This is a genomic window from Variovorax sp. GW821-FHT09D05 (genome assembly GCF_059416325.1).
In genome coordinates this window covers 347,740-374,030 of the sequence record NZ_JBWKOZ010000001.1, presented here as the reverse complement: position 1 = coordinate 374,030, position 26,291 = coordinate 347,740, and the positions used below count along the sequence as shown (strand labels likewise).

General features: G+C 65.3%; 21 protein-coding genes. 11 read left to right on the top strand and 10 right to left on the bottom strand.

The window, feature by feature from the left end:
* Window positions 1-17 precede the first annotated feature (17 nt).
* Genes AC07O3_RS01740 through AC07O3_RS01730 form a run of 3 tightly spaced genes read right to left on the bottom strand, consistent with a single transcriptional unit; the run spans window position 18 to window position 5,676 of the window.
* Window positions 18-3,125, bottom strand: coding sequence for an efflux RND transporter permease subunit (locus tag AC07O3_RS01740; protein WP_495338427.1), 3,108 nt, complete (start codon window positions 3,123-3,125; stop codon window positions 18-20).
* Window positions 3,122-4,249 carry an efflux RND transporter periplasmic adaptor subunit gene (locus AC07O3_RS01735; RefSeq protein WP_495338426.1) on the bottom strand — a complete coding sequence of 376 codons (1,128 nt, stop codon included), beginning with the start codon at window positions 4,247-4,249 and terminating at the stop codon, window positions 3,122-3,124. Before AC07O3_RS01735 ends, AC07O3_RS01740 begins: the two co-directional genes overlap by 4 nt.
* Window positions 4,250-4,257: 8 nt before the next feature.
* Window positions 4,258-5,676, bottom strand: coding sequence for an efflux transporter outer membrane subunit (locus AC07O3_RS01730; RefSeq protein WP_495338425.1), 1,419 nt, complete (start codon window positions 5,674-5,676; stop codon window positions 4,258-4,260).
* Window positions 5,677-5,863: 187 nt separating this feature from the next.
* On the opposite strand from AC07O3_RS01730, the gene AC07O3_RS01725 reads away from it, so the two are divergent.
* Both AC07O3_RS01725 and AC07O3_RS01720 read left to right on the top strand, forming a co-directional pair.
* A complete protein-coding gene (locus AC07O3_RS01725) occupies window positions 5,864-6,559 on the top strand; it encodes a response regulator (RefSeq protein WP_495338424.1) in 696 nt (231 codons plus the stop codon).
* Entirely contained in the window at window positions 6,559-7,635 is a 1,077-nt protein-coding gene (locus tag AC07O3_RS01720; RefSeq protein ID WP_093176765.1) for a HAMP domain-containing sensor histidine kinase, read from the top strand. Before AC07O3_RS01725 ends, AC07O3_RS01720 begins: the two co-directional genes overlap by 1 nt.
* Before the next feature lie 115 nt (window positions 7,636-7,750).
* Here AC07O3_RS01720 and AC07O3_RS01715 read toward each other — a convergent pair whose 3' ends face one another.
* Window positions 7,751-10,042 carry a LamG-like jellyroll fold domain-containing protein gene (locus AC07O3_RS01715; RefSeq protein ID WP_495338423.1) on the bottom strand — a complete coding sequence of 764 codons (2,292 nt, stop codon included), beginning with the start codon at window positions 10,040-10,042 and terminating at the stop codon, window positions 7,751-7,753.
* A 246-nt stretch (window positions 10,043-10,288) separates the two neighbouring features.
* Window positions 10,289-11,185 carry a LysR family transcriptional regulator gene (locus AC07O3_RS01710; protein WP_093059016.1) on the bottom strand — a complete coding sequence of 299 codons (897 nt, stop codon included), beginning with the start codon at window positions 11,183-11,185 and terminating at the stop codon, window positions 10,289-10,291.
* Window positions 11,186-11,338: 153 nt separating this feature from the next.
* On the opposite strand from AC07O3_RS01710, the gene AC07O3_RS01705 reads away from it, so the two are divergent.
* Window positions 11,339-11,992, top strand: coding sequence for a hydrolase (locus AC07O3_RS01705; RefSeq protein ID WP_093059017.1), 654 nt, complete (start codon window positions 11,339-11,341; stop codon window positions 11,990-11,992).
* A gap of 94 nt (window positions 11,993-12,086) precedes the next feature.
* Here AC07O3_RS01705 and AC07O3_RS01700 read toward each other — a convergent pair whose 3' ends face one another.
* Window positions 12,087-13,163 carry a LacI family DNA-binding transcriptional regulator gene (locus AC07O3_RS01700; RefSeq protein WP_093059018.1) on the bottom strand — a complete coding sequence of 359 codons (1,077 nt, stop codon included), beginning with the start codon at window positions 13,161-13,163 and terminating at the stop codon, window positions 12,087-12,089.
* A gap of 113 nt (window positions 13,164-13,276) precedes the next feature.
* Here AC07O3_RS01700 and AC07O3_RS01695 point away from each other — a divergent pair, with 113 nt between their 5' ends.
* From AC07O3_RS01695 to AC07O3_RS01670, 6 genes are all read left to right on the top strand, one after another.
* On the top strand, window positions 13,277-14,296 hold the full coding sequence (locus AC07O3_RS01695) for a TRAP transporter substrate-binding protein (RefSeq protein WP_495338422.1): 1,020 nt from the start codon (window positions 13,277-13,279) through the stop codon (window positions 14,294-14,296).
* A gap of 6 nt (window positions 14,297-14,302) precedes the next feature.
* Entirely contained in the window at window positions 14,303-16,198 is a 1,896-nt protein-coding gene (locus AC07O3_RS01690) for a TRAP transporter large permease (protein WP_495338421.1), read from the top strand.
* Between the two features lie 37 nt (window positions 16,199-16,235).
* Window positions 16,236-16,775, top strand: coding sequence for a VOC family protein (locus tag AC07O3_RS01685; protein WP_495338420.1), 540 nt, complete (start codon window positions 16,236-16,238; stop codon window positions 16,773-16,775).
* 5 nt (window positions 16,776-16,780) lie between these two features.
* Window positions 16,781-18,049: a ribulose-bisphosphate carboxylase large subunit family protein gene (locus AC07O3_RS01680; protein WP_440534226.1), complete on the top strand. Its 1,269-nt coding sequence runs from the start codon at window positions 16,781-16,783 to the stop codon at window positions 18,047-18,049.
* Entirely contained in the window at window positions 18,046-19,374 is a 1,329-nt protein-coding gene (locus AC07O3_RS01675) for a four-carbon acid sugar kinase family protein (protein ID WP_495338419.1), read from the top strand. The genes AC07O3_RS01680 and AC07O3_RS01675 overlap by 4 nt, the downstream gene beginning before the upstream one ends.
* Before the next feature lie 169 nt (window positions 19,375-19,543).
* On the top strand, window positions 19,544-19,780 hold the full coding sequence (locus tag AC07O3_RS01670) for a hypothetical protein (RefSeq protein WP_495338418.1): 237 nt from the start codon (window positions 19,544-19,546) through the stop codon (window positions 19,778-19,780).
* A gap of 31 nt (window positions 19,781-19,811) precedes the next feature.
* On the opposite strand, the gene AC07O3_RS01665 is transcribed toward AC07O3_RS01670, so the two are convergent.
* From AC07O3_RS01665 to araD, 4 genes are read right to left on the bottom strand one after another with little or no spacing between them, the layout of a single operon-like run.
* Window positions 19,812-20,918 carry an SMP-30/gluconolactonase/LRE family protein gene (locus AC07O3_RS01665; RefSeq protein WP_495338417.1) on the bottom strand — a complete coding sequence of 369 codons (1,107 nt, stop codon included), beginning with the start codon at window positions 20,916-20,918 and terminating at the stop codon, window positions 19,812-19,814.
* Between the two features lie 29 nt (window positions 20,919-20,947).
* Entirely contained in the window at window positions 20,948-21,928 is a 981-nt protein-coding gene (locus AC07O3_RS01660) for a Bug family tripartite tricarboxylate transporter substrate binding protein (protein ID WP_093078211.1), read from the bottom strand.
* Between the two features lie 32 nt (window positions 21,929-21,960).
* A complete protein-coding gene (locus tag AC07O3_RS01655; protein ID WP_307614589.1) occupies window positions 21,961-22,671 on the bottom strand; it encodes a ribonuclease activity regulator RraA in 711 nt (236 codons plus the stop codon).
* Window positions 22,672-22,726: 55 nt separating this feature from the next.
* Entirely contained in the window at window positions 22,727-24,454 is a 1,728-nt protein-coding gene (gene araD, locus AC07O3_RS01650) for an L-arabinonate dehydratase (RefSeq protein ID WP_495338416.1), read from the bottom strand.
* 107 nt (window positions 24,455-24,561) lie between these two features.
* Here araD and AC07O3_RS01645 point away from each other — a divergent pair, with 107 nt between their 5' ends.
* Together AC07O3_RS01645 and AC07O3_RS01640 are read left to right on the top strand one after the other, a co-directional pair.
* Entirely contained in the window at window positions 24,562-25,251 is a 690-nt protein-coding gene (locus AC07O3_RS01645) for a GntR family transcriptional regulator (protein WP_495338415.1), read from the top strand.
* A 245-nt stretch (window positions 25,252-25,496) separates the two neighbouring features.
* Window positions 25,497-26,285, top strand: a complete 789-nt coding sequence (locus AC07O3_RS01640; protein WP_495338414.1) for a GntR family transcriptional regulator — start codon at window positions 25,497-25,499, stop codon at window positions 26,283-26,285.
* Window positions 26,286-26,291: the final 6 nt, after the last annotated feature.

Genomic DNA, 26,291 nt, shown 5'->3' with positions numbered 1-26,291 from the left:
GCGGACCTGCGCGGTCTTCATTCGGCCGCCTGCAGGGCCTGCTCGGGCGCAGCGCGTGTGGCGCTCCTGCGTGACACGAGGCCGCGCCCCCACTGCAAGAGGTCGTCGACGTAAGTGAAGATCACCGGCACGACCAGCAAGCTCAGCGCGGTGGACGTCAGCAGACCTCCAATCACGACGATCGCCATCGGCTGGCGAAAACTGGGCTCCGCACCCAGCCCCAGTGCGTTGGGCAGCATGCCGGCGCCCATTGCGATGGTCGTCATCACGATCGGGCGAGCGCGCTTGTGACAGGCATCGATCAGCGCGTCGAACCGGCCCATGCCTCGGTCGCGGCGCGCCACGATGGCGTACTCGACGAGCAGGATCGAATTCTTCGTGACGATGCCCATCAGCATCAGAACGCCGATGACCACCGACATCGAAAATGCCTGGTGCGTGAGCCATAGCGCGAACATGGCGCCGCCCATCGCCAGCGGCAAGGCACTGAGGATGGTGCCGGGTTGCAGGAAGTCATGGAACAGCAGCACCAGCACCGCATAGATGCAAAAGATCCCGATTGCCATCGCAACGCCGAAGCTCTGGAACAGTTCGGACATGCGCTGCAATTCGCCTTGTTCCACCTGGTGCACGCCAGCCGGCAAAGACTTCAGTGCGGGCAACGCCATGGCTTCGCGCTGCACCTCGCCGATCGCGCGTCCGTTCAACTCGACACTGAGCGTCACGTTGCGCGAGCGATCCAATCGGTCGATCTGCGACGGGCCGCTGCCCATCACGATCTCGGCCACCGAGCCCAGGTCCACGTTGCCGCTGCTGCCCTTGACTCGCAGCTGCGCGATGGCATCGAGGTTGCCGCGCACCGACGGATCCATGAGCACGCGGATCGCGATCTGGCGCTCCGGCAGGTTGAGTTTGGGCAGCGAGTTGGAATAGTCGCCGTAGGTGGCCAGGCGCACTGCGTCGGCCAGCGCTTCCGACGTGACACCCAACGCAGCGGCACGAGCGGTGTCGGGGTGCACCTGGATCTCCGGGCGCTGCAACGAAGCGCTGGAGGTCACGTTGCCAATGCCCTTGAGCGTGCGCAGCTGCGACTCTGCCTGCGCCGCCGCGCTGGCAAGGATCTGCGGATCGTCACTCGCCAGCGTGATGTCCAGCGACTCTCCGTTGGCGCCGGCCCCGACTGTGATGCGGGCGCCGGGAAGCGCTCGCAGCATCTCGCGCATCTTGGCCTCGACACCCGATTGCTTGAGTTTTCGCTCGCTACGCGGCACCAGGTCGACGGTGAGCGTGGCACTGGTCACGTCGGTCGAAGAGCTGACGCTCATGCCGCCACCGCTCGTGGCCGTGCCGACCGAGACAAATACGCCTTTCACCTCGGGCAGTGTGCGCAGCATCTGAGACGCACGTTGGCTGGTCGCCGCGGTGTCCTGCAAGGTGCTGCCCGGCGCCAGCTTGATCGTCAGGGTGCTCTGCGCCTTGTCCTGCGCCGGGATGAAGGCGGTCGGAATGAAGGGGATGATGAGCAGTGCCAGGCCAAAGAAGGCCGTGGCCGCCAGCACCGTGGCCTTGCGCCGTGACAGGCTCGCCCGGACCCAGCCGAGATAGCGGGTCATGGTCGGGCCGTCGGTCGATATCTCGTGATGTCCCGGCGTCTTCGGCTTGAGCAGATAGGCCGCCATCATCGGGGTCAAAAGCCGCGCCACCAGCAGCGAGGCCAGAACCGCCACCGAGGCGGTCACACCGAACTGCCGGAAGAACTTGCCGGGAATGCCGCCCATGAAAGCCGTGGGCAGGAAGACCGCGACAAGTGCGAAGGTGGTGGCGATCACGGCCAATCCGATCTCGTCGGCCGCCTCCATTGCCGCTTGATACGGCGTCTTTCCCATCAACAGATGGCGTTCGATGTTCTCGATCTCGACAATCGCGTCATCCACCAGGATGCCGACCACCAGCGACAGCGACAGCAGCGTGATGACGTTGAGCGAATAGCCCGCCAGCGCCATGAAGCCGAAGGCCGGAATGATGGACAGCGGCAGCGCGGTGGCCGAGATGAGCGTGGCGCGCCAGTCGCGCAGGAACCACCACACCACCAGGATCGCCAGGAATGCGCCTTCGTACAGCAGGTGCATCGAGCCTGTGTAGTTGTCCTCGATCGGCGTCACCGTGTTCGAGGCCTCGGTGATGCTCGCCTCGGGATGCGCCGTGGAGAAGCGCTCGATCGCGCTGCGCGTGGCCTCGGCCACGCCCACGTCCGAATAGCCGCGCGAACGCGTGACCTGGAAGCCGATCACCGGCCGGCCATCACGAAAGGCCATGGTCGTGCGGTCGGCATGGATGTCGCTGACCCGCGCGATCTGGTCCAGCCGCACGTAGAGTCCATTCGAGATCGGCACGGTGATCGCGGCAATCTCCTCGGCCGTGCCAGCGGTGACGATGGTGCGCGTGGACTGCTTCTGCCCGCCCACGGCCCCCTCACCGCCCGAGCTTTCTTTCTGCACCGCCTTGAGCTGCGTGGAAACGTCGGACGGCGTCACGCCCAGGCCCGCCATCAGCGTGGGATCGAGGTCCACGTGAACCTCCCGGTCGATGCCGCCAACGCGCTCGACCTTGGCGACGCCCTTAACGGCGAGCAGCGCCTTGGTCACCGTGTTGTCGACGAGCCAGGACAGATCCTGATCGTCGAGCTTGGTCGATTCGACGGTATAGGTCAGCAACGCCGAGCTCGCCGAGGTCTGCTTCGAGACCGTGGGCGAAGCCATGCTGGAAGGCAGATCGGCGCGCGCGCTGTCCACCGCGTTGCGGACCTCGCTCAGCGCTTCTTCGCTGTTCTTGTCGATCTCGAAGCTGACGCTGATGCTCACCGTGCCGTCGGTGATCTTGGTGGTGATGTGGTCCAGTCGCGTCAGGGAGGCCAGCTTGTCCTCGATCTTGCGCGCCACCTCGGTCTCCAGCTGCGAGGGCGCGGTGCCTTCGAGCGTGGCCGAGACCTGGATGGTCGGCAAATCCGTGTCGGGAAAATCCTGGATCTGCAGGCTCTTGAAGCCGATCAGACCCAAGGCCGTGAGGAGGATGAACAGCAGAACCGCGGGAACCGGATTGCGGATCGACCAGGAGGAAAAATTCACTGCGAGCCCCCCGCCTGCGCTTTGGCTGCGCCGGCTACCGTGACCTGTACGCCCTCCGACAGGAAAGCGCCTCCGCCGGCAACGACGCGCGCATCGCCGGCGAGCCCGGACAGCACCTCGATGCGGTCGCCCTGGCGACGTCCTGTGGCGACCGGATGGCTGCTGACCTTGTCACCGCTGCCGACTACGTACACATACGAGCGGCCGTCGCGCATCACGATCGCCGACTGCGGCAGCGTGAGCGCGGATTTGGCGTCGAGTTCCAGCGTGCCGTTGGCGAACATGCCCGAGCGCGACGCGCTGGCCGCGGGCAGGCTCGCGTAGACCGTGCCACGGCCGGTGGTGGTGCTCAGCGTCGGGCCCACCAGCCGGACCTTGCCCTCCACCTGCTCACCGCCGGGCAATGTGACCCGTGCAACCTGCCCCACGCGAACGAGAGCAACCTGCCGGGCATCGAGCTCCGGGCGCCATTCGACCTTGGCCTGCCGCACCAGGCGAAACAGCTCCGCGCCCGCACTGACCACATTGCCCAGCACCGCCGACTTCGAGGACACGATGCCGTCGTCGGCAGCGACGATGCGCGTCTGGATGAGCTTGAGCTTGCTGCTGTCGAGCTCGGCCTGGGCGGAAGCGAGCGAAGCGCGCGAGGTGGCCTCGGTGATCCGGTACTCCTCGATCTTCTGCGCCGACAGCGCGCCGCTGCTTTCGGCGATCTTCGCGCGCCGCGTGTTGGAGACCGCCTGGTCGAGCGAGGCGCGGGCCTGTGCGACAGCGGCTTCCTGCTTGCGCACCTCGGCTTTCACGGTCGCGTCCGCCAGCCGCGCAAGAAGCTGGCCGCGCTTGACGCTCGCGCCCACATCCACCAGCAGTTCAGCGATGCGCAGGCCACCGGTCTCGGGGCTGACGATGACCTCCTGCCAGGCCGTTACCGGTCCACTCGCCTGCAGTGTCTGCGGCCAATTCTGCGTCTGGGGCACGACCACCTCGACTGTCAGCACGCTGGGGGCCCGGGCGTCGGCATCGGGCACGCGGGCGTCCCCGGCCGAGCGGGCCAGCCAGGCGACGAGCCCCAGCCCGAGCGCCACGGCGAGTGCCGCGGTCCCGATAAAGAACTTTCGATTCACGGTAAACCTCATTGATTGTTTGTCTGCTGCGCCGCCACCGCCTGCGGCGGCAATGCGGGCGAATCGGGCTGCCAGCCGCCGCCCAATGCCTTGTAGAGAGCGATCCAGTACTGGACGCGGTTGCGCTGCAGCGCGATCTCGTCGATCTGGGCGGACAGCGCCGAGCGCCGCGCCTCTTCCAACGTGAGCAGGCTTGCGCCGCCGGCACGCCAGTTCACTTCCGTCGCTTCGAAGTAGCGGCGATATTCCTGCGCCGCCTGCCCGGCCTGGTCCGCGCGTCGGGCGGTACTGTCCAGGCGGACCAGCGCCTGCTCGATCTCCTTCACGGCGTCGCGCACACTTTGCCGGTAGTCGGCCAGCGCCGACCTGTAGCTCGCTTGCGCGCTGTCCACTGCCGCGCGGCGCTTGCCGGCGTCGAAGATCGGAATCGACAGCGACGGGCCCAGGGACCAAGTGGTGACCGACGAAGAGAGATTGGAGGCCGAGACCGTGATCGATCCGGTCAGTGAAAGGCTCGGGTACAGATCCGCCACCGCGGCGCCGATCTCGGCGCTCGAAGCCGCGAGTTCCCGCTCGCTCGCGGCCAGGTCGGGGCGTTGGCGCAGAGCCTGAGCGGGCACGCTCGGAACTGCCAGCGCGGCTGGCTGCGGCACCTGTGCGCCAGCGTGCGCCATCAGGGCTCGCAGCGCGGCCTCATCGAAGCCGGTGAGATTGACGAGCGACTTCACCAGCAGTTCGCATTCGGCACGCTGCGACAACAGCGTGGACGTGGTGCTCGCCAGGCTGGCTCGCGCGAGCGCCCCATCGGAAGGCGCAGTGAACCCGGCACGCACCGCAACGGCGGTGGCCTTTTCGGTCTCGGTCATCGAGGCCAGTTCACGCTCATAGGCCTGGGCCAGCAGGCCGCAGGCGCGGTATTGCACATAGGTGTCGGCCACCTCGGCCGCCAGCGAGACCCGTGCGTCGTGCCAATCGTCCACGCGCGCATCGATGCGCGCCTGCGCCGCCTGCGCATTGCGGCGCACCTTGCCGAACAGATCCAGTTCCCAGGAGGCATCGAGGTCGGCGCTGCGGCTGGTGGCAAGCACCGGCGCGCTGCCTTCGGTCGTCTGCTGCCTGGCGCGCGATAGCGAACCGCTGCCGCTCAGGCTGGGCAGACCGCCCGCTCGCGTCGTGGTCAGCGTTGCGCGCGCCTTCTCGATCTTCGTCCAGGCTTTGTCCAGACTCGGACTGTCGGCTTCCGCCTGCACGATCAGCCGGCCAAGGACCGGGTCGTCGAACTGGCGCCACCAGTCGACCATCGCACTGACACTGCCATCGTGCGGCACCACCGCCTGCCAGGTTGCGGCCACCGATGGCGTCGGCGGGTGATATTCCGGACCGGCCGCACAGCCGGCCAGCATGACGCCAAGAGCGAGCAGCGCCATCGCGCGCACCCGCCTTCCGGGGGAGAGAATTTGAGAGGCATGCATAGGGTTCTTCGTTCGAACCCATCGTAGGAAGAGCCTCTGTTGGATGCGGTTCGGGAGAGTTAAGCTGGGTAAAAGATGGCCGTGGTTCGCCATCGACGCAGCATCTGATGCCAAACTGTCGGCTCTCGCCCAGAACCAAGCCATGCACCGAGTCCTGCTGATCGACGACGACGTCGAACTCACCACCATGCTGTCCCAGTACCTGGGGTACGAGGGCTTCGATGTCCGCGCCGTGCACGATGGCGGCACCGGTGCTGGCGAGGCAGCCACCAACCTCTATTCCATCGTGGTGCTGGACATCATGATGCCGCGCCTGTCCGGCATCGAGGTGCTTCGGCGCATCCGGGAGCGCAGCGCAGTGCCTGTCCTCATGCTGACTGCCCGCGGAGACAATGTCGACAAGATCGTCGGGCTGAACATGGGCGCCGACGACTACGTGTCAAAGCCATGCACGCCGGCCGAGCTGGTTGCACGCATACGCGCAATTTTGCGACGCACGGAAACAAGGGCTGCAGCCGAGCCATCGTCCGCGCCGCGCGTACTCAAGGCGGGAGAACTTGTGTTGTGGCCCGGCAGCCGCCGGGCGACGTGGCACGGAGAGCCACTCGAACTCACGGGTACGGAATTCAGCCTGCTGGAGGTGCTTGCAAGCCATGTGGGCAAGCTCGTCAGCAAGCAGGACATTTCGCTGCAAGCCTTCGACCGTTCGCTCGTACGTTTTGACCGTCGTATCGATGTGCACATCAGTGCCATCAGGCAGAAGCTGGGGACCCGCCCGGACGGCCAATCCTGGATTCAGAGCGTGCGCGGCTTGGGCTACCAGTTGCTGGAGGGCTGATGCCACTCAGGCCAACAGTCGGAAGGCTGTTCTGGAAGCTCTTGCTTGCCTTGTCGCTGAGCATGATCTTGTCGATGGTCGGCACCGCCGCCTACCTGATGCTCACCAACCACCCCTTCCCTCCGCCGCAGCCGGACGGCATGCCGTCCCTTGGCTACACGCCGATCGTCCCGCTGCTTTCCGGGCTCATTGCCATACTGGTGATCGGCCTCGCACTCTCCTGGTACCTGTCTCGCCCGCTGCGCCATTTGCGTTGGGCGCTTCACCGTGTTGCTCAGGGCCATCTCGATACCCGCATATCGCCGCTGATGGGGCGCCGGCGCGACGAGATCGCCGATCTGGCGCGGGACGTCGACCGGATGGCCGAACAGTTGCAACTGGTCGTGGAATCGCGACGTGTTCTGCTGCACGACATCTCTCATGAACTGCGCTCCCCACTGACTCGAATTCAAGCCGCCATCGGTCTGTCACGACAAGATCCCGAGCTGACCGAGGCCATGCTTCTTCGCATCAAGAACGAAAGCGAGCGACTGGATGGCCTGATCGAGGAGTTGCTCACACTGCATCGCCTGGAGGCTGGTGCATCCGTCGCGCCACTTGAGCGGGTGGATCTGATCGAGCTGCTGGACGACATCACGGAAGACGCCGACTTCGAAGCCCGCGCCACGGGTCGCCGCGTGAGCACCGATGCTCACGGAAGTTTTGTCGTTGAAGTGCATGGCGAGTTGATCTATCGCGCTTTCGAGAACGTCATCCGCAACGCCGTCAAGTACAGCCCGCCATGCGGCATCGTGGAAGTCAATGTGCAGGTCGATTCGCAGACAGGTGCTCTCGTCATCGCGGTGGCTGATCGAGGCCCGGGCGTGTCGCCCTCGTTGCTGGAAAAGATTTTTGAGCCCTTCTTCCGTGCCGAAGAAGGCGAGCAGGTACACGGCGTGGGCCTCGGCCTGGCCATTGCTCGTCGCGCAATGCAGATGCACAACGGAAGCGTCACGGCATCGCCGCGCGAAGGCGGAGGCCTTTTGGTGAAGCTGATCTTGCCCTCTCCCCAAGGAGCGTCCGGCCCCTTCGAGTGAGGCAGGTGTCACGCGACTCTGCGGTGCCCGCATGGCCATGCGGCTTCGCCGGATGGATGGCACCTTTACATAACTTGCGTCGGCCAAACGGCGGCACGCGGCCCCGGCGGTCAGGTCAGGTTGCCCTGGCCGTCAGCCACTTGTCGGAAGTCAGGGGGACGCCAACGATGCGGATTTCACCAATGCTTCCCAAGAAGCCGGTCGACATGTTCCCGGCCCACTGACCGCAGCCGATGGCAATTTGCTGGGTGGGGCTCACGTATTGAATGCCCTGCATGTTCGTGTTGTTCCGCAGGACGGGCGCTCCTTCCACGTACATGGTGGTCGCATACGACGCGGAGGGGTCGTTCACGATGGCAATGTGCAGCCACTGGCCGGCCGACACGCCTCCGGACCAGCAGGTCAGATTGGTCGCCTGGTTCACCGGGACAATTTCCCACTGGAATTCCATCAGGTTTGAAAAGGCGAACATCAGTGCGCAATCGCCCTCGCCCGATCCGAAACCAGGCAGCTGCGATCGCGCGCCCAGGCGGTACAGGATGCCCATCCATCCATTCGTCGTCGCATCGAAACCCGGATCGATATTGACGAATGCCTCGATGGTGTAGCCCGAGGGGAAGGTTTCCACGTTCAGCGTCGAATTCTGGTCGGTGGTGAAGTAGGAAGACTTGGTCTTCGTGGCATTCAGGAAACGCAGGCTTCCGGGCGCGGCCGACAGCGGATGATGGCTTGTCGACCAGACCAGATCACCGGGCGAGCCCATCCACGTGTTCACCGAAATCGGGTTCTTTCCTCCAGCCGAACTGTCCTGGATTTGCTGCCCGGGCTGATAGGGAAAAAGATCCCCGTCGGCTGCCGACGCATTGAAGAAACGCCAGTGCGCCAGCGTGCTGCCGACCTTCGGGTAATCCTCGGTGCTCGTCGGAAGCCTTGCGGCCTTCTGTGGAGGCTGGCTGTAGTTTGTCAGGATGATTTTCCTGGCCGCGTCTGTCAGGCCGCTGTCCGATGAACCGTCCGGAACGGTGAAGTTCGGATTGAAGGAAGCAAACCTCTGGACAAAATCCAGGTCCAGCGCGAAGGACTGGTTCGAGTCGGACAGCCAGGCGGCGTCGAACTCGTTGAGCGTGGCGGCCGGCTTCAAGGGAACCCATGGAGAGAACGAGCTGGCAATGATCTTCTTGTTGGTGAGATCGAACTCGAACATCCGCATGAGACCGTTGCCGCCCATGTAGGCCATCTGGTAGTCCACCACCATCAGGTAGACATCGTTGCCACGGGAATTCTTCTTCGTGCTCGTGCAGGAGCCGTGGTAGTGGCCGCTGACCGCCATGAAGATCTGGTCGTTGTCCTTGATGAGCTTGTCCCACATGTAGTTCGAATAGGCGGTATCGGCTGCGGTCTTCCCGTCGCTGCCGATTCCGACCAACTGGTGATTCACCAGGATGACGGGGAGCGTCTTGTTCGCCCGGATGACCTGGTTGGCCCAGCCGATCGCATCGTCAGATGCTCGCCACGACATCGACAGCACAAGGAATTTGTTTCCTTCGGCTTCGAAGACGTGATATTCGTGGAACCCGGAAACGTGCCTTCCGCCGAATGTCGCCTGCCTCTTCGCGCGCTCCGCGGGGAACACCTGCAAGTAGGGCTCGAACAGGCCCACCCGATGACTGCCGCCGTCCTGGTAGCCGTCGTTGTTGGCGAAGCCGGTGACTCCGACGCCCCAGTCCGGGCCCCATTGCATATCGGAGTCGATGGCCCCTACGTCATGATTTCCCGCGCAGATTGAGTAAGGGCATTGGGCCGCCTCGAGCACCTGCATTGCCTGGCTTGCAAGCTCCCATTCCTTCGTGACCTGGCCATTGCCGATCTGGCCATTGCCAACGAGATCGGTCGAGGCGCTCCAGGGGGTCGATTTTTCCGATGTGTAGTACCAGGACTGGTCAACGATATCGCCAAGATGGATGGTGAATGGCATTTTCAGCAGCTTGGCGTTTTGCGCGATCCATTGCGTTTGGGTTTTGAATGGATTGTCGTATTTCGGATCTATTCCCGAATACAGTTTTTGATAGAGCCCGCCCATCTTTTCCGATGCATACCTGGGATAGAACTGGGTATCAGGAAGTACGGAAATGGTGAAGCTGGATATCTTTTGAGCGGGGGCGCCAGAACTGGCTGGGGGCGACGAATTGCCCGGCGACGCACCTGCCGATGTCCCGCTCCCTCCTGTTGCCGGAAAGGCCGTGGCGCCCACGCCATTGTTGCCGCCGCCGCACCCGGGCAGCGCGATTGCCATGCCGGTGACCGAGCCGGCCAACATGAGCTTCAGCAGTTCCCGGCGCCTGTTTTCCGGAACGGAAGCCAATTGATCGAGGCCGGCATTTTCTTCAGGAGAGTAATTTTCAGTCATGGCATAAAAGTCAGGAACGCATCGAAGCTCTTTCGCGGAATTGCGAACGACTTCGAAAAGCGGAACTTTATTTGCCAAATATGATGTTTTCGTGAATTAATTACCGCGCAAAACGCACGAATTCACAAGTCATTCACTCAATATTCCGGGAAATCGACTCAGGCAATTAACCCGCCAATTGGCGGCAGGAATTAATCCTGACCCAGGCCTGACTCGCTTACCGAACATTCATGGTCGATGCATCACTCAAACAGGTGCAGCTCCCGCAGGGTGCGGGGACCGGTCGCAATACTCGATCAGGAGTTCGGTGAGGACCCGTATCTTCCGTGCGGGATGCTGACCTGGCGGTCGGATGACATATGCACCTGCCGGGGGTGGTGGGTGACGTGTCATGACCGGCACGAGTGCCCCGGAGGCCACATGTTCATGGGTGAGCCAATCGGGCAGGTAAGCGATCCCGAGTCCTGCTGTAGCAGCGGCGACCAAAGCAGTGCCGTTGTCGGCCTTGAAGCGCCCCTGCGGACGAACCGTGATGATCTTGTCGCCATCCGTGAGCTGCCAGGCCTCGGTTCCCTGCATGAGGGCCTGATGGGCGACGAGTTCCTCCGGCGTCTCGGGCGACCCATGCGCCTTGACATAGTCCGGACTCGCGACGAGCTTCCCGTGGACCGGGCCGATGCGTCTTGCAATCAGGTTGGAGTCCTGAAGATAGCCAACCCGTATCGCACAGTCGTAACCCTCCGCGATGAGATCAACGAAGCGATCGCTGTAGCAGGTCTGGATGTGAAGCCTAGGGTGGCGTCGTGCCATTTCCGCGAGGATGGGCGCGAAGTGAGTCGGGCCCAGGGAAAACGGCACAGCGACACGCAAGCGGCCGCGAAGGTCACCGGCGGGCAGGATCGCTTCCCTGGCCACGTCGATCTCGGCGCAGACCCTGGCTGCATAGTCCCGGAACGTGGCCCCGGCTTCAGTGAGAGCAGCCCCGCGGGTGGATCGCGCAAGCAGCTGGACACCAAGTTCTTCTTCAAGCCGGACGAGACGACGACTGACGATCGACTTGGACACCCCAAGCCGCAGCGCAGCAGACGAAACGCCCCCGGCATCGGCAACTTCCACGAATGTCTGCAGCTCTTCGATATCCAATTTGGCGTTCCCCATTTCGCGACACAGCTCGCCGCGAAATGCTACTACCGCATCAAAAGGGGGAACAACAAAATCCTGCTTCGGGCAACGTCGCCGCCGGCGAATGTTTCCCGAAAACCAATCCCGCTCACAACGGCAACAAAGGATCCATCAATGACTTTTCGCAACGGCCTGGCTTCGCTTCTTCGTCCCGAGGACTCGGTACTCGTCCTTATCGACCACCAGCCCTACCAGCTCGCCAATCTGAACAGCCACGACCCGCAGGCCGTGGTGAACAACACGACCGCCCTGGCGAAGTCCGCCAAGGCCTTCGGCGTCCCTACCATCCTGACGAGCGTGATCGCGGCGCGAGGCGGTCTGCTCTTCCCGCACATCACTGACGTGTTCCCCGGCCAGGAGGTGATCGACCGGACCTTCATCAATACCTGGGAGGATCGGAAGGTCGTCGATGCGGTCAAGGCGACGGGCCGCAAGCAACTGATCATCGCCGGCCTGTGGACCGAGATCTGCGTCGCCATGCCGGCGATCCAGGCGCTGGGCGAGGGCTGGGATGTGACGGTGGTCACGGATGCGTCGGGCGGCACTTCGGTCGAGGCCCACGAGGTCGCGATCCAGCGCATGATCCGCGCGGGCGCAAACATGATGACCTGGTTGGCGGTGGCCTCGGAGTGGCAACGCGACTGGGCGCGCACCGAGCACGCCGCAGAGCTGACGGAAGTTCTCAAGCAGCACGCCGGTGGCAGCGGCATAGCCTATCTGTGGGAGCAGCAGCTGCTCAACACGCCGGTGCCGAGCACCGCGGGCTGATCTGGGCGGGGATGAAGAGGACTCCTGAGCGACGCGTCGCGAGAAGGCGGATTGCTTTTCGCAGCCTCGTCATCCCTCTTTCCATGCGCGGCATCTACGGAAGATTCTCCCGAAAGATCACCTGGCTGCGCGTGGTCTCCACGCCGCTCAGCGCCTCGCGCTTGTCGCGCAGGTTGGTGAAGATGCGCACGCAGCTCATCAGCGTGGTGTGCGGGCTTTGCGTGATCACCGCGTCCATGCTGCCGTCGATCAGCAGTGAGCGCGTATCGGGCGTGAGCCCATGGCCGATGAAGACCACCTTCTGCTCGCGCCCTGCCTCCTTCAGCGCGCGCGCCACGCCGTCCGACGCGCCACCGATGTTGTAGATGCCGCCCATGTCCGGGTACTGCTCCAGCAGCGCACGCGTCTGCCGGTAGTTCTTGCCCGCGTCGTCCTGCCCTTCGCGCAGGCCCACCACTTCGAGCCGCGGGAACATCTCGTCGATGACGTGCAGGAAGCCGGCCTCGCGCTCTTCGTGCGCCTTGTAGCTCAGGCTGCCCGCAATGAGCGCGACCTTCGCGGCCCGTGCACCGATGAATCGGCCGATGAGATAGCCCGCCGTGCGGCCCGCGGCCCGGTTGTCGAGCCCCACGAACGCGGCGCGCTCGGAGTTCGACAGGTCCGAGATCAGCGTCACCACCGGTAGCCCGCGTGCAGCGAGCGCGGCCACCGCCTCGCGCACCGCCGGATGCTCCAGCGCCATCATCGCAATGCCGTCGCAGCGCTGGCCGTGCCGGCGCAACGCGTCGGCCAGCTCGTGCGGATTGAAGCTCTCGATGAACACCGTACGGCACTGCACGTTGAACGGCGCCCAATGTTCCTGCGAGTAGCCCACCATATCGCCCAGCATGCGAATGAAGCGGTTGGTGCCGGCCGGCAGCAGGAACACCAGCCGCAGCGGCGGCGGCGTGAGCGCCGCATACAGCTCGGGGCCGGGCAGGTAGTCGAGTTCGCCCGCGGCCTTGAGCACGCGCTGCACCGTGGCGTCGCGCACGCCGGGGCGGCGGTTGAGCACGCGGTCGACCGTGGCGGTCGAGACCTGCGCCGCGCGGGCGATGTCGACCACGCGGGCACGCCGCACGTCGCGTGGCGAATCCGTGGACTCGGAAATGAGTGAAGGGTTTTCCCGCATACATCAAAAACCATCAGGCAGAAGTTTGACCCGAATCATGCATCCTTCTATCTTCACTGGGCCTTGAAGCCCATGGTGCATCAGATTGCATCAATCGCATAACGGAGACAGACATGACCTCGCTGACCCGCAGGAGTGCCCTGCGCACCCTTTCCGCCCTCCCCGCCGCCGGCATCGTGTCGGCGCTGCCGCGCATCGCACGCGCCGCCGAGTTCTCGTACAAGTACGGCAACAACCTGCCGCTGACGCATCCGCTGAACATCCGCGCACAGGAAGCGGCCGACCGCATCGCAAAAGAAACCAAGGGCCGCGTCGAGATCAAGATCTTCCCGAACAACCAGCTTGGCGGCGACACCGACATGCTTGCGCAGGTGCGCTCGGGCGGCATCGAGTTCTTCACGCCCTCGGCACTCGTCATCGCCACGCTGGTGCCGGTGGCTGCCATCAATGCAGTGGGCTTCGCGTTCAGCGACTACAGCCAGGTGTGGGCCGCCATGGACGGCAAGCTCGGCGCGCACGTGCGCGGCGCCATTGCCAAGTCACGCCTCTATGCCTTCGAGAAGATGTGGGACAACGGCTTTCGCCAGACCACCAGCAGCAAGGCCGCGGTGGCGAACGCCAAGGACATGGACGGCCTGAAGATCCGCGTGCCCGTGAGCCCCCTGTCGATCTCGATGTTCAAGGGCCTGGGCGCCGCACCGGCAAGCCTGCAGTTCAGCGAGGTGTATTCGGCGCTGCAGACGAAGATCGTCGACGCGCAGGAAAACCCGTTGCCCATCATCCAGGTGGCCAAGCTGTTCGAGGTACAGAAGTTCTGCTCGCTCACCAACCACATCTGGGACGGCTACTGGTTCGTTGCCAACGGCCGCGCCTGGGACGCCCTGCCCGACGACCTGAAGACCATCGTGGCGCGCGCAATCAACGACGCCGGCACGCAGCAGCGCGACGACATCAGGAAGCTCAACGAGTCGGTGGTCGGCGACCTGCAGGCCAAGGGCCTCACCATCAACCGGCCGGCTGCCGACAGCTTCCGCGCCAAGCTGCGAGAGTCGGGTTTCTACGGCGAATGGAAGGGCCGCTTCGGCCCGGAGGCCTGGGCGCTGCTCGAAGGCGCGGTCGGCAAGCTGGCCTGACGCTCCATGGTGCATGAATCGACTTTCGAGGCGGCCGCCTTTGCTGGCGCCGGCGCTTCGGCCAACCCGCTGAGCGGCATGGCGTCGCGCTGCGACCGCGTGCTCGGCGCAGCGGTCGAGGCCGTGGCCGCGCTGCTGGTGCTGGCCGAGATCTGCGTGCTGTTCGCGGGCGTGGTGTCGCGCTACGTGTTCCATGCGCCACTGGTGTGGTCGGACGAGCTCGCATCCATCCTCTTTCTGTGGCTGTCGATGCTCGGCGCCGTGGTGGCGCTGCGGCGCGGCGAGCACATGCGCATGACTGCGCTGGTGCAGAAAGTGCAGCCACAGACGCGCGCCATGCTCGACGCCTTCGCCATCGCCGCGTCGGTCACGTTCCTGGTGCTGATCATCTGGCCCTCGATCGACTACGCGCACGAAGAGTCGTTCATCGTCACGCCCGCACTCGAGATCAGCAACGCATGGCGCGCTGCGGCCATTCCGGCGGGCATCGGCATCATGCTGGTGATGGCGCTGCTGCGCCTGTTGCGCGTGTGCACCGGCCGGCAGATTGCGGTCGCACTCGTCGGCATGGCCGCGCTGGTGGGCGCCTTCTGGCTTGCCGCACCGGTGTTCGCGACGCTCGGCAAATTCAACCTGGTGATCTTCTTCGTGGTCATCGTGGCGGCCACGGTGCTCTCGGGCGTGCCCATTGCCTTCTCGTTCGCGCTGGCCACCTTCGGCTACCTGGCGCTCACCACGCGCACGCCGCTGCTGGTGATGGTCGGGCGGCTCGACGAAGGCATGTCGCACCTCATCCTGCTGGCAGTGCCGCTGTTCATCTTCCTGGGCGCGCTCATCGAGATGACCGGCATGGCGCGCGCCATGATCCAGTTCTTGGCCAGCCTGCTGGGCCACGTGCGTGGCGGCCTCTCCTACGTACTGATCGGCGCCATGTACCTGGTGTCGGGCATTTCGGGTTCGAAGATTGCCGACATGGCGGCCATCGCGCCCGTTCTCTTCCCCGAGATGACCAAGCGTGGCGCCAAGCCCGGCGACCTGGTGGCGCTGCTGGCGGCCACCGGCGCGCAGACCGAGACCATTCCGCCGTCGATCGTGCTGATCACCATCGGCTCGGTCACCGGCATCTCGATTGCGGCGCTGTTCACGGGCGGCCTGTTGCCGGCCGTGGTGCTGGGCGCCGCGCTGTGCGTGGTGGTCTGGTGGCGCTATCGCCGCGAAGACCTGAGCGCCGTGCAGCGCTACAGCAAACGAGAAATCGGCAAGCTGCTGCTGGTCGCGCTGCCCGCCGTGCTGTTGCCCTTCGTGATCCGCGCCGCCGTGGTCGAGGGTGTGGCCACGGCCACCGAAGTGTCGACCATCGGCATCGTCTACTCGGCCATCGTCGGCCTGGTTGTGTACCGCCAGTTCGACTGGAAGCGGCTCAAGCCGATGCTGATCGACACCGCCTCGCTGTCGGGCGCCATCATCTTCATCGTCGGCTGCGCCACGGCCATGGCCTGGGGCCTCACGCAGTCGGGCTTCTCGCAGGACCTGGCGCGACTCATGGGCACGCTGCCCGGCGGAGCCTACGGTTTCCTGGCCGTGTCGATCGTCGCCTTCATCGTGCTGGGCAGCGTGCTCGAGGGCATTCCGGCCATCGTGCTGTTCGGGCCGCTGCTGTTCCCCATCGCCAAGGCCGCTGGGGTGCACGAGGTGCACTACGCGATGGTCGTGATCTTCTCCATGGGCATCGGCCTGTTCGCGCCGCCCTTCGGCGTCGGCTACTACGGCGCCTGCGCCGTGAGCAAGGTCAATCCCGACGAAGGCATCAGGCACATCTGGGGCTACATCGGCGCAATGCTGGTCGGCCTGGTGATCGTGGCCGCGTTCCCGTGGTTCTCGACCGGCTTCCTCAAATTCTGATCACAACAACACACTCACATCACCGGAGCCAACCGCAATGAGTCGATTCCTCGGCGAGATCCGCCAGCTGGGCTATGTCGTGCACGACATCGAAGCCGCCATGGACTACTGGAGCACCAGGCTGGGCGTGGGCCCCTGGTTCTACAACCCGCGCGTGCCCATCAAGAACTACCGCTACAACGGCGAAGCGCACGAGCCGCACAATTCGGTGGCACTCGCCAACTCGGGCTATGTACAGGTCGAACTCATCCAGACGCGCAACGACGTGCCTTCGATGTACCGAGACTTCCTGCAGGCCGGCCGCACCGGGCTGCAGCACGTCGCCTACTGGACGGCCGACTACGACGCCGACCTCGCGCGCCTCACCAAGCAGGGCTTCAAGCCGGTGATGAGTGGCGAAGTGGGCGATCGCGGGCGCTTCATCTACTTCGACACCGAGTACCACCCGGGCACCGTCATCGAGCTGTCGGAAGTCGCGGGCCCGAAGGGCAGGATGTTCGACCTGATCCGCAGCGCGTCGGAAGGCTGGGACGGCAGCGAGCCGGTGCGGCCCTTTCCCGACCTGAGCAAGCTGTGAGCGTGATGGCGCCTGAACGCATCCGCGCTCGCTATCTCATCGAGACGCCGCTGGACCCGGCCGCCGTGGCCGAGGTGATGGCCGGAGAGCAATCGTGCGGCACCTTCACGCGTGTCGAAGGCGAGACCGATGCGCTGCGCGAACGCGCACGCGCCACGGTCGAGGCAATCACCGAACTGGCACCAGCTGCGACGCCATCGCTGCCCAATGCCCTGCTCGAACGCAAAGGCACGCGCGGCCCGTGGCGGCGTGCGCATGTCGACATCGCGTTTCCGGTAGCGAACATCGGCGCCAACCTGCCGACCCTGGCCGCAACGGTGTCGGGCAACCTGTATGACCTGGGCGAAGTGACGGGGCTGCGGCTGGAATCGCTGCAGGTGCCCGCGAGCTATCGCGCTCAGTTCGAGATGCCGCGCGCCGGCATCGCCGGCACACGGCGCGCGACCGGCGTGGCGAGCGGCGCGCTGGTCGGCACCATCATCAAGCCGAACGTCGGCCTTTCCGCCGCGCAGACCGCCGACCTCGTCGGCCGGCTCTGTGCGGCAGGCGTCGACTTCATCAAGGACGACGAGGTGTGCGCCGACCCCGCACACGCCCCGCTGGCCGAGCGCGTGCCCGCCGTGATGGCTGTCGTGCGCGCGCACCAGCAGCGCACCGGCAAGCACGTGATGGTGGCCTTCAACATCACCGACGAGACCGACGCGATGAAGCGGCATGCCGATCTCGTCGAACGCGAAGGCGGCTCGTGCGTCATGGCCAGTCTCAACTGGTGCGGGCACTCGGGTATCCAGACGCTGCGTCGGCACACCGGCCTTGCGCTGCACGGCCACCGCAATGGCTACGGTGCGCTATCGCGGCATCCGCTGCTGGGCATTTCGTTCCAGGCGTACCAGACGCTGTGGCGCCTGGCGGGTGTGGACCACATGCACGTTCACGGGCTGCAGGGCAAGTTCTCGCAGCCTGACAGCGAAGTGATCGAGTCGGCGCAGGACTGCTTCACACCGCTGACCGATGCGGCGGACGATCGCGTGATGCCGGCGTTTTCTTCGGGCCAATGGGCCGGTACCGTGCCTGCGACTTGGAAAGCCATCGGCAGCGACGACCTGCTCTTCATGGCCGGCGGCGGCATCCTCGCGCACCCCGGCGGCGCGGCGGCAGGCGTGACGAGCATCCGGCAAGCATGGTCGGCCGCGCGGGCGGGCGTGTCGCTGGCGGATGCCGCCAAGGATCAGCCCGAGCTGGCCCACGCCCTCGCCTTCTTCGGCAAGCCATGAGGCCCTGCCCGCCGATCGTCTACTACGGCGACGATTTCACCGGCGCAACCGACACCCTCGGCACCGCGGCGCGCGCGGGACTGCGTGCACTGCTGTTCCTGAAGACGCCCGATGCCGCGCGGCTGGAGCGCACGGGGCCGCTCGACGTGCTGGGCATCGCGGGCGCGGCGCGCGCCATGACGCCCGAGGAAATGCAGGCCGAACTCCGCCCCGTGGCCACGCTGTTCCGCTCGCTCGGCGCGCGCGTGCTGCACTACAAGACCTGTTCGACCTTCGACAGCGCCCCGCACATCGGTTCGATCGGCGCGGCAGTGCGCGTGCTGCGCGCGGCGGTGCAGCAGCCATGGACCGCCATCGTCGGCGGGCAGCCCAACCTGGGCCGCTACTGCCTCTTCGGCAACCTGTTCGCTGCGGCGGGGAGCGGCGGCGAGGTCTTTCGCATCGACCGGCATCCAACGATGAGCCGGCATCCCGTAACGCCGATGGACGAGGCGGATCTGCGGCTGCACCTGGCAAAGCAGGGGCTGGCAGATGTGCGCTCCATGCCGTTCACCGCCGCATCGCGCGGCAGCGATTCGCTCGACACCGCGTTGCGGCAGGCACTGCACTCGCCGCCGGCGGATGCAGTGCTGTTCGACGTGGCCGATACGACGCAGCTGCGGGCCATCGGCGAAGTGCTGTGGGCCAGGGCGCAAAGCGCCACACTGCTGGCTGCGGGGCCGAGCAGCGTGGTGGATGCGCTGGCAATGGCGATGCCCTCGTCGCACAAGGAAGGCGGCAGTGCCCCGACGGCGCGGACCGGCGTGCCTCCGGCGAAGGGGCCGGTGCTGGTGCTTGCGGGAAGCCTGTCGCCTGTCACGGCGCGGCAGGTGGCGGCGGCGAAATCGTTCGATACCGTGTGGCTCGATGCGTCAGGAATCGCGCAGCGGGACGCAGCCACGCTGGAACGTCATGCTCGAGACATCGCGAACGGGCTCGTCAGCGGCCGCAACGTGCTGGCCTGCACCCGTCCCCCCAAGCCGCTGCCGCTCGAAAGAGGCATCGATCCCCAAGCCTTGGCGCGCGCTGGCGGCGATCTGCTCGCCAGAGTGCTGGCAATGGTGCCATTGCAGCGCGTGGGCATTGCCGGGGGCGACACCTCGAGTCATGCAGTGCAGGCGCTCAATGCCTGGGGGCTTTCCTACGTGGCGGACATGGGCGCCGGCACCTCGTTGTGTCGCGTGCACAGCGACGACGACGCGCTCGACGGGTTGGAAATCATGCTCAAGGGTGGCCAGATGGGCTCGGACGACGTGTTCGAGCGTCTGGTGCGCGGCTCAGCCTAGGCCTGGCTCCCGGCGTCCAATAGGCTGTCGCTTTGCGCATCCTATAAATGCGGGATCCCGAAAAAGCTCTCTTCAGGTCAACTGCGCCTTCGGGAAGTTTGACGGAAGCGAAGCAATGCCTAGACCCCCCATTCACAACGCAACGATCACCTTGAAGCTGCCATCCGACATGGAAACCAACGCCGAGATCAGGGCCTTGCGCGCCGCCGGCATACCGGTCGACGCGCTCGGCAACGCGGAGCGGGGTTTTCTTTTCGTGCGCTTCAGCGACGGATGGAGAAACCACGCCAACATCTTCCGATGGTTCGCCGGTGACATCGGACAAGACCCTCGCAGCAGCGGCATCAAGCCGGGTCCCCGGCGGCGCAGAGCGGCATTCTCAAGCTGCATGCCCAATCATCGCTAGACGCCCACCCGCCGATTGCCGCGGGCGCGCCTCAGACGGCGCCGTGGGCTTCGACGTAGAGCGCATAGAGCGAATGGCTGCTCGCCATGTAGAGGCGATTGCGCTTCGGGCCTCCGAATTCGAGATTCGGGCAGCGCTCGGGCAGGCGGATGAAGCCGATGGGCTTACCCTGCGAATTGAAGATCTTCACGCCGTCCATCTCTTCCGACTTGCCTGTCGGCAGGTAAGCCTTCATGCCACCACCGATGTCGGTGGGTTCGGATGCAATCGCGCCCGAGTAACCCCAGCCGCACCAGAGATTGCCGTCGCGGTCAACGCGAAAGCCGTCGAGGGAACCCGGCCCGTCGGCGTCGATCAGCTTGGTCTTGTTCGAAACGCCTGTGCCGTCCGGTGATACGTCGTAGCTCCAGATGCTGCGGTTTGGCGTTCCCTTCCACTCGACGACATAGAGCTTCTTCTCGTCGGGCGAGAACGCCAGGCCGTTCGGATTGACGAGATCGGTGATCACCGCACTCAGCTTGCCGTCCTTCGCGATGCGGTACACGTTGGTCGTCGCCTGCTCCGGCACGGCCTTGAAACCTTCCCACTCGCCGTTGATGCCGAAGGTGGGGTCGGTGAACCAGACGGTGTCGTCCGACTTGACGACGACGTCATTCGGCGCGTTGAGGCGTCTGCCTTCGTAGTTGTCGGCCAGCACCGTCATGCGCCCGTCCTTCTCGGTGCGAACCACGCGCCGCGTCACCGAGTGCTCGCAGGTGATCAACCGCCCCTGCCGATCGCGCGTGTTGCCATTGGCATAGTTCACGTTGGTCTTGTGCACGGAGAACTTGCCGGTCTTCTCGTCGTACTTCATCAGCCGGTTGTTCGGAATGTCGCTCAGGAGCAGGTAGCCATGCTCGGGAAAGTAGACCGGGCCCTCGGCCCAACGCATGCCCGTGCCGAGTTGTTCCACCGTGCTGCTGTAGATCCGGTACTTGGCGAAGCTCGGATCGAGGATCATCACGGAGGGATCGGGGTAGCGCTGGTTGGGTTTGAAATCGAAGGCTTGCGCGCCGGCCAGACCGCTGAGCGCCGCGGCTCCTGCGCCCGCAGCCGCCCTGAGCAACTGGCGTCGTCGATGGTTGATTTCGTTCTGCATCGGAGGTCTCCTCATGTGGTTGCGAAAACTCAATCGGCCACCGCGCCCGACTTCTTCACCAGCTCGGCCCAGCGCGGAATTTCCTTGGCCATGAAGTCACGCAGTTCTTCCGGCGTGCTGCCCACGATCTCCATCGCCAGCTGGTCCGAGAGCTTGGCCTGCACGTCGGGCTGCCTGAGCGCCTTCACGATCTCTGCATTGAGGCGCTGCACGATCGGCCTGGGCGTGCCCTTGGGCGCGTACACCGCCTGCCACGACGACATCTCGAAGCCGGGAATGCCCGACTCGATCATGGTCGGCAGCTCGGGCACCAGCGCGATGCGCTTGCCGGTGGTCACGGCCAGCAGCTTGAGCTTGCCGCTCTTGACCAGTGGCAGCGCGGCCGTCACCTGGTCGAACATGAAGGGCACCTGCCCTGCGGCCACGTCGGTCAGGGCCGGCGGCGTGCCCTTGTACGGCACGTGGGTGAGCTTCACGCCGATGAGGTCGGCGAACATCTCGCCGGCCAGGTGGGTCGAGGTGCCGGCACCGGAAGAGGCAAAGGTGCGCTTGCTCTCGTCCTTCTTCAGCAGGGCCACCAGTTCGGCCACCGAGTTCACGCCGAGTTGGCTGTTGACGATCAGCACGTTGGGCAGGCGCGCGACCAGCGAGACGGGCTCGAAGTCCTTCATCGGGTCGTAGGTCAGCTTCTTGTACAGGCTGGCGTTGATCGCGTGCGTGCTGATGGTCCCGCCGAAGAGCGTGTAGCCGTCGGGTGCGGCCCTGGCCACGTAGGCGGCGCCGATGCCGCCGGCCTGGCCGGGCTTGTTGTCGACCACCACCGATTGCTTGAGGCTCTCGCCCAGCTTCTGGGCCAGCGTGCGGCCCACGATGTCGGTGGAGCCGCCGGGGGTGAACGGCACAACGTAGACGATGGGCTTGGCAGCCGGCCATTCGGGGGTCTGGGCCAGTGCGGCCACAGGGGCGAGCGCAGCCGAAAGCAGCGCCGCGGCGAGGCGGATGAAACGCATGTCTTGTCTCCTTTGTTTTCTTGTCGATGGGCTCAGCGGCCCTTGGCCTGGCGCCAGGTTGCGAAGTCAGTGCGGCTTTGCTCGTCAGTGGGCGGATAGAGGCCGAGGATGGAACGACCTTCGAGCACCTTTTCCTGCACGAAGTCTTCGAAGACGGTCATCTCGGTTGCTTCGGCCGCGACCTCGTCGGCCATGTGGGCCGGTATGACGATCACCCCTTCGGCATCGCCCACGATCACGTCGCCCGGAAACACCGGCGCATCGCCGCAGCCGATGGGCACGTTGATGTCGATGGCCTGGTGCAGCGTGAGGTTGGTCGGCGCGCTGGGGCGATGGTGATAGGCCGCAAAGCCGAGCTTCGCGATGTCGGGACTGTCGCGAAAGCCGCCGTCGGTCACCACGCCGGCCACGCCGCGCTTCATCAGCCGCGTGACCAGGATGCCGCCAGCCGAGGCGGCGCGCGCATCCTTGCGGCTGTCGATGACCAGCACGGCGCCTTCGGGGCACTGCTCCACCGCCTTGCGCTGCGGATGGTGACGGTCGAGGAAGACGCTGATCGGGTTCAGGTCTTCGCGCGCCGGCATGTAGCGCAGCGTGAAGGCCTCGCCCACCATGTTGGGCAGGCCCGCGTTGAGCGGCCGCACGTCCTGGATGAACTGGTTGCGCAGGCCGCGCTTGAACAAGGCCGTGCACAGGGTGGCGGTGCTCACCTTCATGAGCAGCTCGCGGGTGGCTGGATTCACGTGTTGTCTCCGTTCCTGAAATGAAATGGGAAATGAATTGGCGTTGAAAGGCGAATCAGAAGATGTCGGGCTCTGGCACAGGCTTGCCGAAGCTGGTCTCCAGGAAGTCGAAGTCGCAGCCTTCGTTGGCCTGCTTGATGTGGCGGCCGAACATCCATCCGTAGCCGCGCTCGTAGCGCGGCGGCAGCGGCGTCCACCGGGCCTTGCGCAGGGCGAGTTCCTCGTCACTGATGTCGAGGTGGATGCGCCGTGCGGGCACGTCCACGGTGATGCGGTCACCTGTCTGCACCAGTGCGAGCGGCCCGCCGATGGCCGCCTCGGGCGAACAGTGCAGCAGGCAGCCGCCGTAGCTGGTACCGCTCATGCGCGCATCGGACAGGCGCAGCATGTCTTTCACGCCCTGCTTCAGGAGCTTGGTCGGAATCGGCAACATGCCCCACTCCGGCATGCCGGCGCCGCGCGGGCCGGCGTTGCGCAGCACGAGGATGTCGTCGCCCGTCACGTCCAGGTCAGGGTCTTCCACCGCCTTCTTGAGCGCGGGGTAGTCGTCGAACACCAGCGCACGGCCGCTGTGCTGCAGCAGGTGCGGCGCGCAGGCGCTGGGCTTGATCACCACGCCGTCGGGGGCCAGGTTGCCGCGCAAGACGGCCAGCGCGCCTTCGGCATAGATGGGGTTGGCGAGCGGCCGGATGACGTCGTCGTCGTAGACCTCGGCGCCTTCGATGTTCTCGCCGAGCGTGCGGCCATTGACGGTGCGCGCGTCGGTCCGCAGGTGGCCGCGGATGCGCTCCAGCATCGCAGGCAGGCCGCCGGCATAGAAGAAGTCTTCCATCAGGTAGGTGTCGCCGCTGGGCCGGATGTTGGCGATGACGGGCACGCGGCGGCTGAAGGCATCGAAGTCGTCCAGGCTCACCGCATGGCCGGCGCGGCGTGACATCGCGATCAGGTGCACGACAGCATTGGTGCTGCAGCCCATGGCCATCGCGCAGGCGATGCCGTTCTCGAAGTTGGCGCGCGTGAGCATCTTCGCGGGCGTGAGGTCTTCCCACACCATCTCGACAATGCGGCGGCCGCAGTCGGCGCTCATGCGGATGTGGTTGGCGTCCGCTGCGGGAATGCTGGAGGCGCCCGGCAAGCTCAGGCCCACCGCTTCGGCAATGCCCATCATGGTGGCGGCCGTGCCCATGGTCATGCAGGTGCCGTGGCTGCGGGCGATGCCGGCCTCCATCTCTGCCCAGGCCTGCTCGCCCAGCCGGCCGGCGCGGCGCTCGTCCCAGTACTTGAAGGCATCGGAACCGGAGCCCAGCACCTTGCCCTTCCAGTTGCCGCGCAGCATGGGGCCGGCCGGCAGGTAGATGAAGGGAATGTCCATGCTGAGTGCGCCCATCACGAGGCCGGGCGTGGTCTTGTCGCAGCCTCCCATCAGCACCGCACCGTCTATCGGGTGGCTGCGCAGCAGCTCTTCCGTTTCCATCGCGAGGAAGTTGCGGTAGAGCATGGTGGTGGGCTTGACCATGCTTTCCGAAAGGGAAATGGCCGGAAGCTCGAGCGGGAATCCGCCCGCCTGCAGCACGCCGCGCTTGACGTCTTCCACGCGTTGCTTGAAGTGCGCGTGGCACTGGTTGGCGTCGCTCCAGGTGTTGACGATGGCGATGACCGGCTTGCCCATCCAGTCCGCATAGCTGTAGCCCATCTGCAGCACGCGCGAGCGGTGGCCGAAGGAGCGGAAGTCGTCGGGCGCGAACCAGCGGGCGCTGCGAAGGGATTCGTAGGGGCGTTTCATCAGGGTTGTCTCCAGGGCGCGCTGCACCATGAGTGCCGCCTCGCCGATCGCAATTCGGAAATTAAAACACTAATATATCAGTCGGGTCAATGACACAATCGGCAGCGATGAGCGCCCCTTCCAAGATCCGACTTGACCGTACCCGCCTGGCCGCGCCCCAGGTGCTGGAAAAACTGCGCGAGGCCATCCTCTCGCTGGAACTGGCGCCCGGTACCGTGCTGGTGCGGCAGGAGCTGGCCGACCGTTTTGGCGTGAGCCAGACACCGGTGCGCGAAGCGCTGCTGCGCCTGAGCGAAGAAGCACTGGTGGACGTGTTTCCGCAGCATGCGACGCTGGTCAGCCGCATCGACATCGCGGCGGCGCGCGAAGCGCATTTCCTGCGCCGCTCCATCGAGCTGGAACTGGTGCACCAGCTGGCACAGCAGGAGTCAGCCGGGCTGGTCGCGCAGCTGAAAGCCATCATCGCCCAGCAGGCAGCGCTGTCGGCGGGGCAGCGCTACGGCGACTTCGTCGACGCCGATCGCGCGTTCCATCGCCTGATGTACGAAGCCGGCAACGTCCTCGGCCTGTGGGATCTTGTGGGCCGCGTATCCGGGCACGTCGACCGGCTGCGTCGCCTGCACCTGCCTACCGCCGGCAAGACCGAGGCGATCCTGCGCGACCACCGCGCCATCGTGCGCGCCATCGAGGCACAAGACCCGGCCGCCGCCCAGGCCGCGCTTCGCAAGCATCTGTCAGGCACGCTCAGTGCGGTGAACGAGATCTGCCGGCAGTACCCCGACTACGTGCTCGCCTGAATCTTTGGATGCTCGACTTCAGCGAGCCCCTCCCCCGTTCAGAAATCGAACCGCAACGCGCTGGCTGCGACAACTGCGCCGCCCCCGTCTCCGCCAGTACTCACCAAGGTAGTTCGTCGCCAACACCTGCCCAATGTTCAGGACCGCCGCGATCTGGTCATCACCATGCGACATTGCCGGACCAGCCGATGGGACATCGTATGCTGTGGCATTCTTCGATTGCACACAGTTTGTAGACAAATCATATGAAACCCAAAGCCGCGATCAAGCCAACGCCGCATGCGAAGCCCGGAAAGACGGCTTCGCCCGGCAAGGTCTCGCGCGCTCGCAAGCCCGCGCAGGCACCCGTGAAGCGCGCGAAGACCGCTCCGGACGCTTCCGGCGAAGCCTCGACGAACCTGACCGACCGGGCCTACGCCGTCGTGCGGCGGCTCATTCTGCAGCGCGAGCTGACCGGCGGCGAGGTGCTGGTGGAGGGGCGCCTGGCCGAACGGCTCCAGATGTCGCGCACGCCTCTGCGCGAAGCCTTGCTTCGACTCGAGGGCGAAGGCTTGCTTGTGCGGGCCAACGCGCGCTCCTATGCGGTGCGACGCATCACGGCGTCGCACTACTTCCAGTGCCTGCAGGTGCGCGAACGGCTCGAGTCGCAGGCCGTGTCGCTCTCCATAGGGCATGTGCCCGCAGACCTGGTGCAGCGCCTGCGCGACGACATCCTGTCCCTGGATTCGAGCCAGCAGGGCTCGAGCCACTGGCACGCCGATGACGAGATCCACGGCATGTTCGCGCGTGCATCCGGCAACGCGATGCTGGCCGAGACCATCGCTCATCTGCGCGTGCTGTGCCGCCTCTTCGAGGTGGTCGACCCTTTCAATCGCATCGAGGACGACAGGGCCGAGCACCTGGCGATCCTGGACGCCTACATCGCAGGCAACGAGAAGGCAGCCGAACAGGCGGTCGTCGCCCACCTGCGCAACCTTGCGCGCTATACGCTCTCAAGGCTCAGCAACGGGCTGGTGACCGAACTCCCGCAGTAGGCCGGG

Coding starts and splice junctions, on each gene's coding strand:
- AC07O3_RS01645 (WP_495338415.1), top strand. CDS start 24,562: ATGAGCGCCCCTTCCAAGATCCGACTTGACCGTACCCGCCTGGCCGCG.
- AC07O3_RS01670 (WP_495338418.1), top strand. CDS start 19,544: ATGGAAACCAACGCCGAGATCAGGGCCTTGCGCGCCGCCGGCATACCG.
- AC07O3_RS01675 (WP_495338419.1), top strand. CDS start 18,046: ATGAGGCCCTGCCCGCCGATCGTCTACTACGGCGACGATTTCACCGGC.
- AC07O3_RS01700 (WP_093059018.1), bottom strand. CDS start 13,163: ATGCGGGAAAACCCTTCACTCATTTCCGAGTCCACGGATTCGCCACGC.
- AC07O3_RS01660 (WP_093078211.1), bottom strand. CDS start 21,928: ATGCGTTTCATCCGCCTCGCCGCGGCGCTGCTTTCGGCTGCGCTCGCC.
- AC07O3_RS01715 (WP_495338423.1), bottom strand. CDS start 10,042: ATGACTGAAAATTACTCTCCTGAAGAAAATGCCGGCCTCGATCAATTG.
- AC07O3_RS01680 (WP_440534226.1), top strand. CDS start 16,781: ATGGCGCCTGAACGCATCCGCGCTCGCTATCTCATCGAGACGCCGCTG.
- AC07O3_RS01695 (WP_495338422.1), top strand. CDS start 13,277: ATGACCTCGCTGACCCGCAGGAGTGCCCTGCGCACCCTTTCCGCCCTC.
- AC07O3_RS01725 (WP_495338424.1), top strand. CDS start 5,864: ATGCACCGAGTCCTGCTGATCGACGACGACGTCGAACTCACCACCATG.
- AC07O3_RS01665 (WP_495338417.1), bottom strand. CDS start 20,918: ATGCAGAACGAAATCAACCATCGACGACGCCAGTTGCTCAGGGCGGCT.
- AC07O3_RS01705 (WP_093059017.1), top strand. CDS start 11,339: ATGACTTTTCGCAACGGCCTGGCTTCGCTTCTTCGTCCCGAGGACTCG.
- AC07O3_RS01730 (WP_495338425.1), bottom strand. CDS start 5,676: ATGGCGCTGCTCGCTCTTGGCGTCATGCTGGCCGGCTGTGCGGCCGGT.
- AC07O3_RS01640 (WP_495338414.1), top strand. CDS start 25,497: ATGAAACCCAAAGCCGCGATCAAGCCAACGCCGCATGCGAAGCCCGGA.
- AC07O3_RS01720 (WP_093176765.1), top strand. CDS start 6,559: ATGCCACTCAGGCCAACAGTCGGAAGGCTGTTCTGGAAGCTCTTGCTT.
- AC07O3_RS01690 (WP_495338421.1), top strand. CDS start 14,303: ATGGTGCATGAATCGACTTTCGAGGCGGCCGCCTTTGCTGGCGCCGGC.
- AC07O3_RS01685 (WP_495338420.1), top strand. CDS start 16,236: ATGAGTCGATTCCTCGGCGAGATCCGCCAGCTGGGCTATGTCGTGCAC.
- araD (WP_495338416.1), bottom strand. CDS start 24,454: ATGAAACGCCCCTACGAATCCCTTCGCAGCGCCCGCTGGTTCGCGCCC.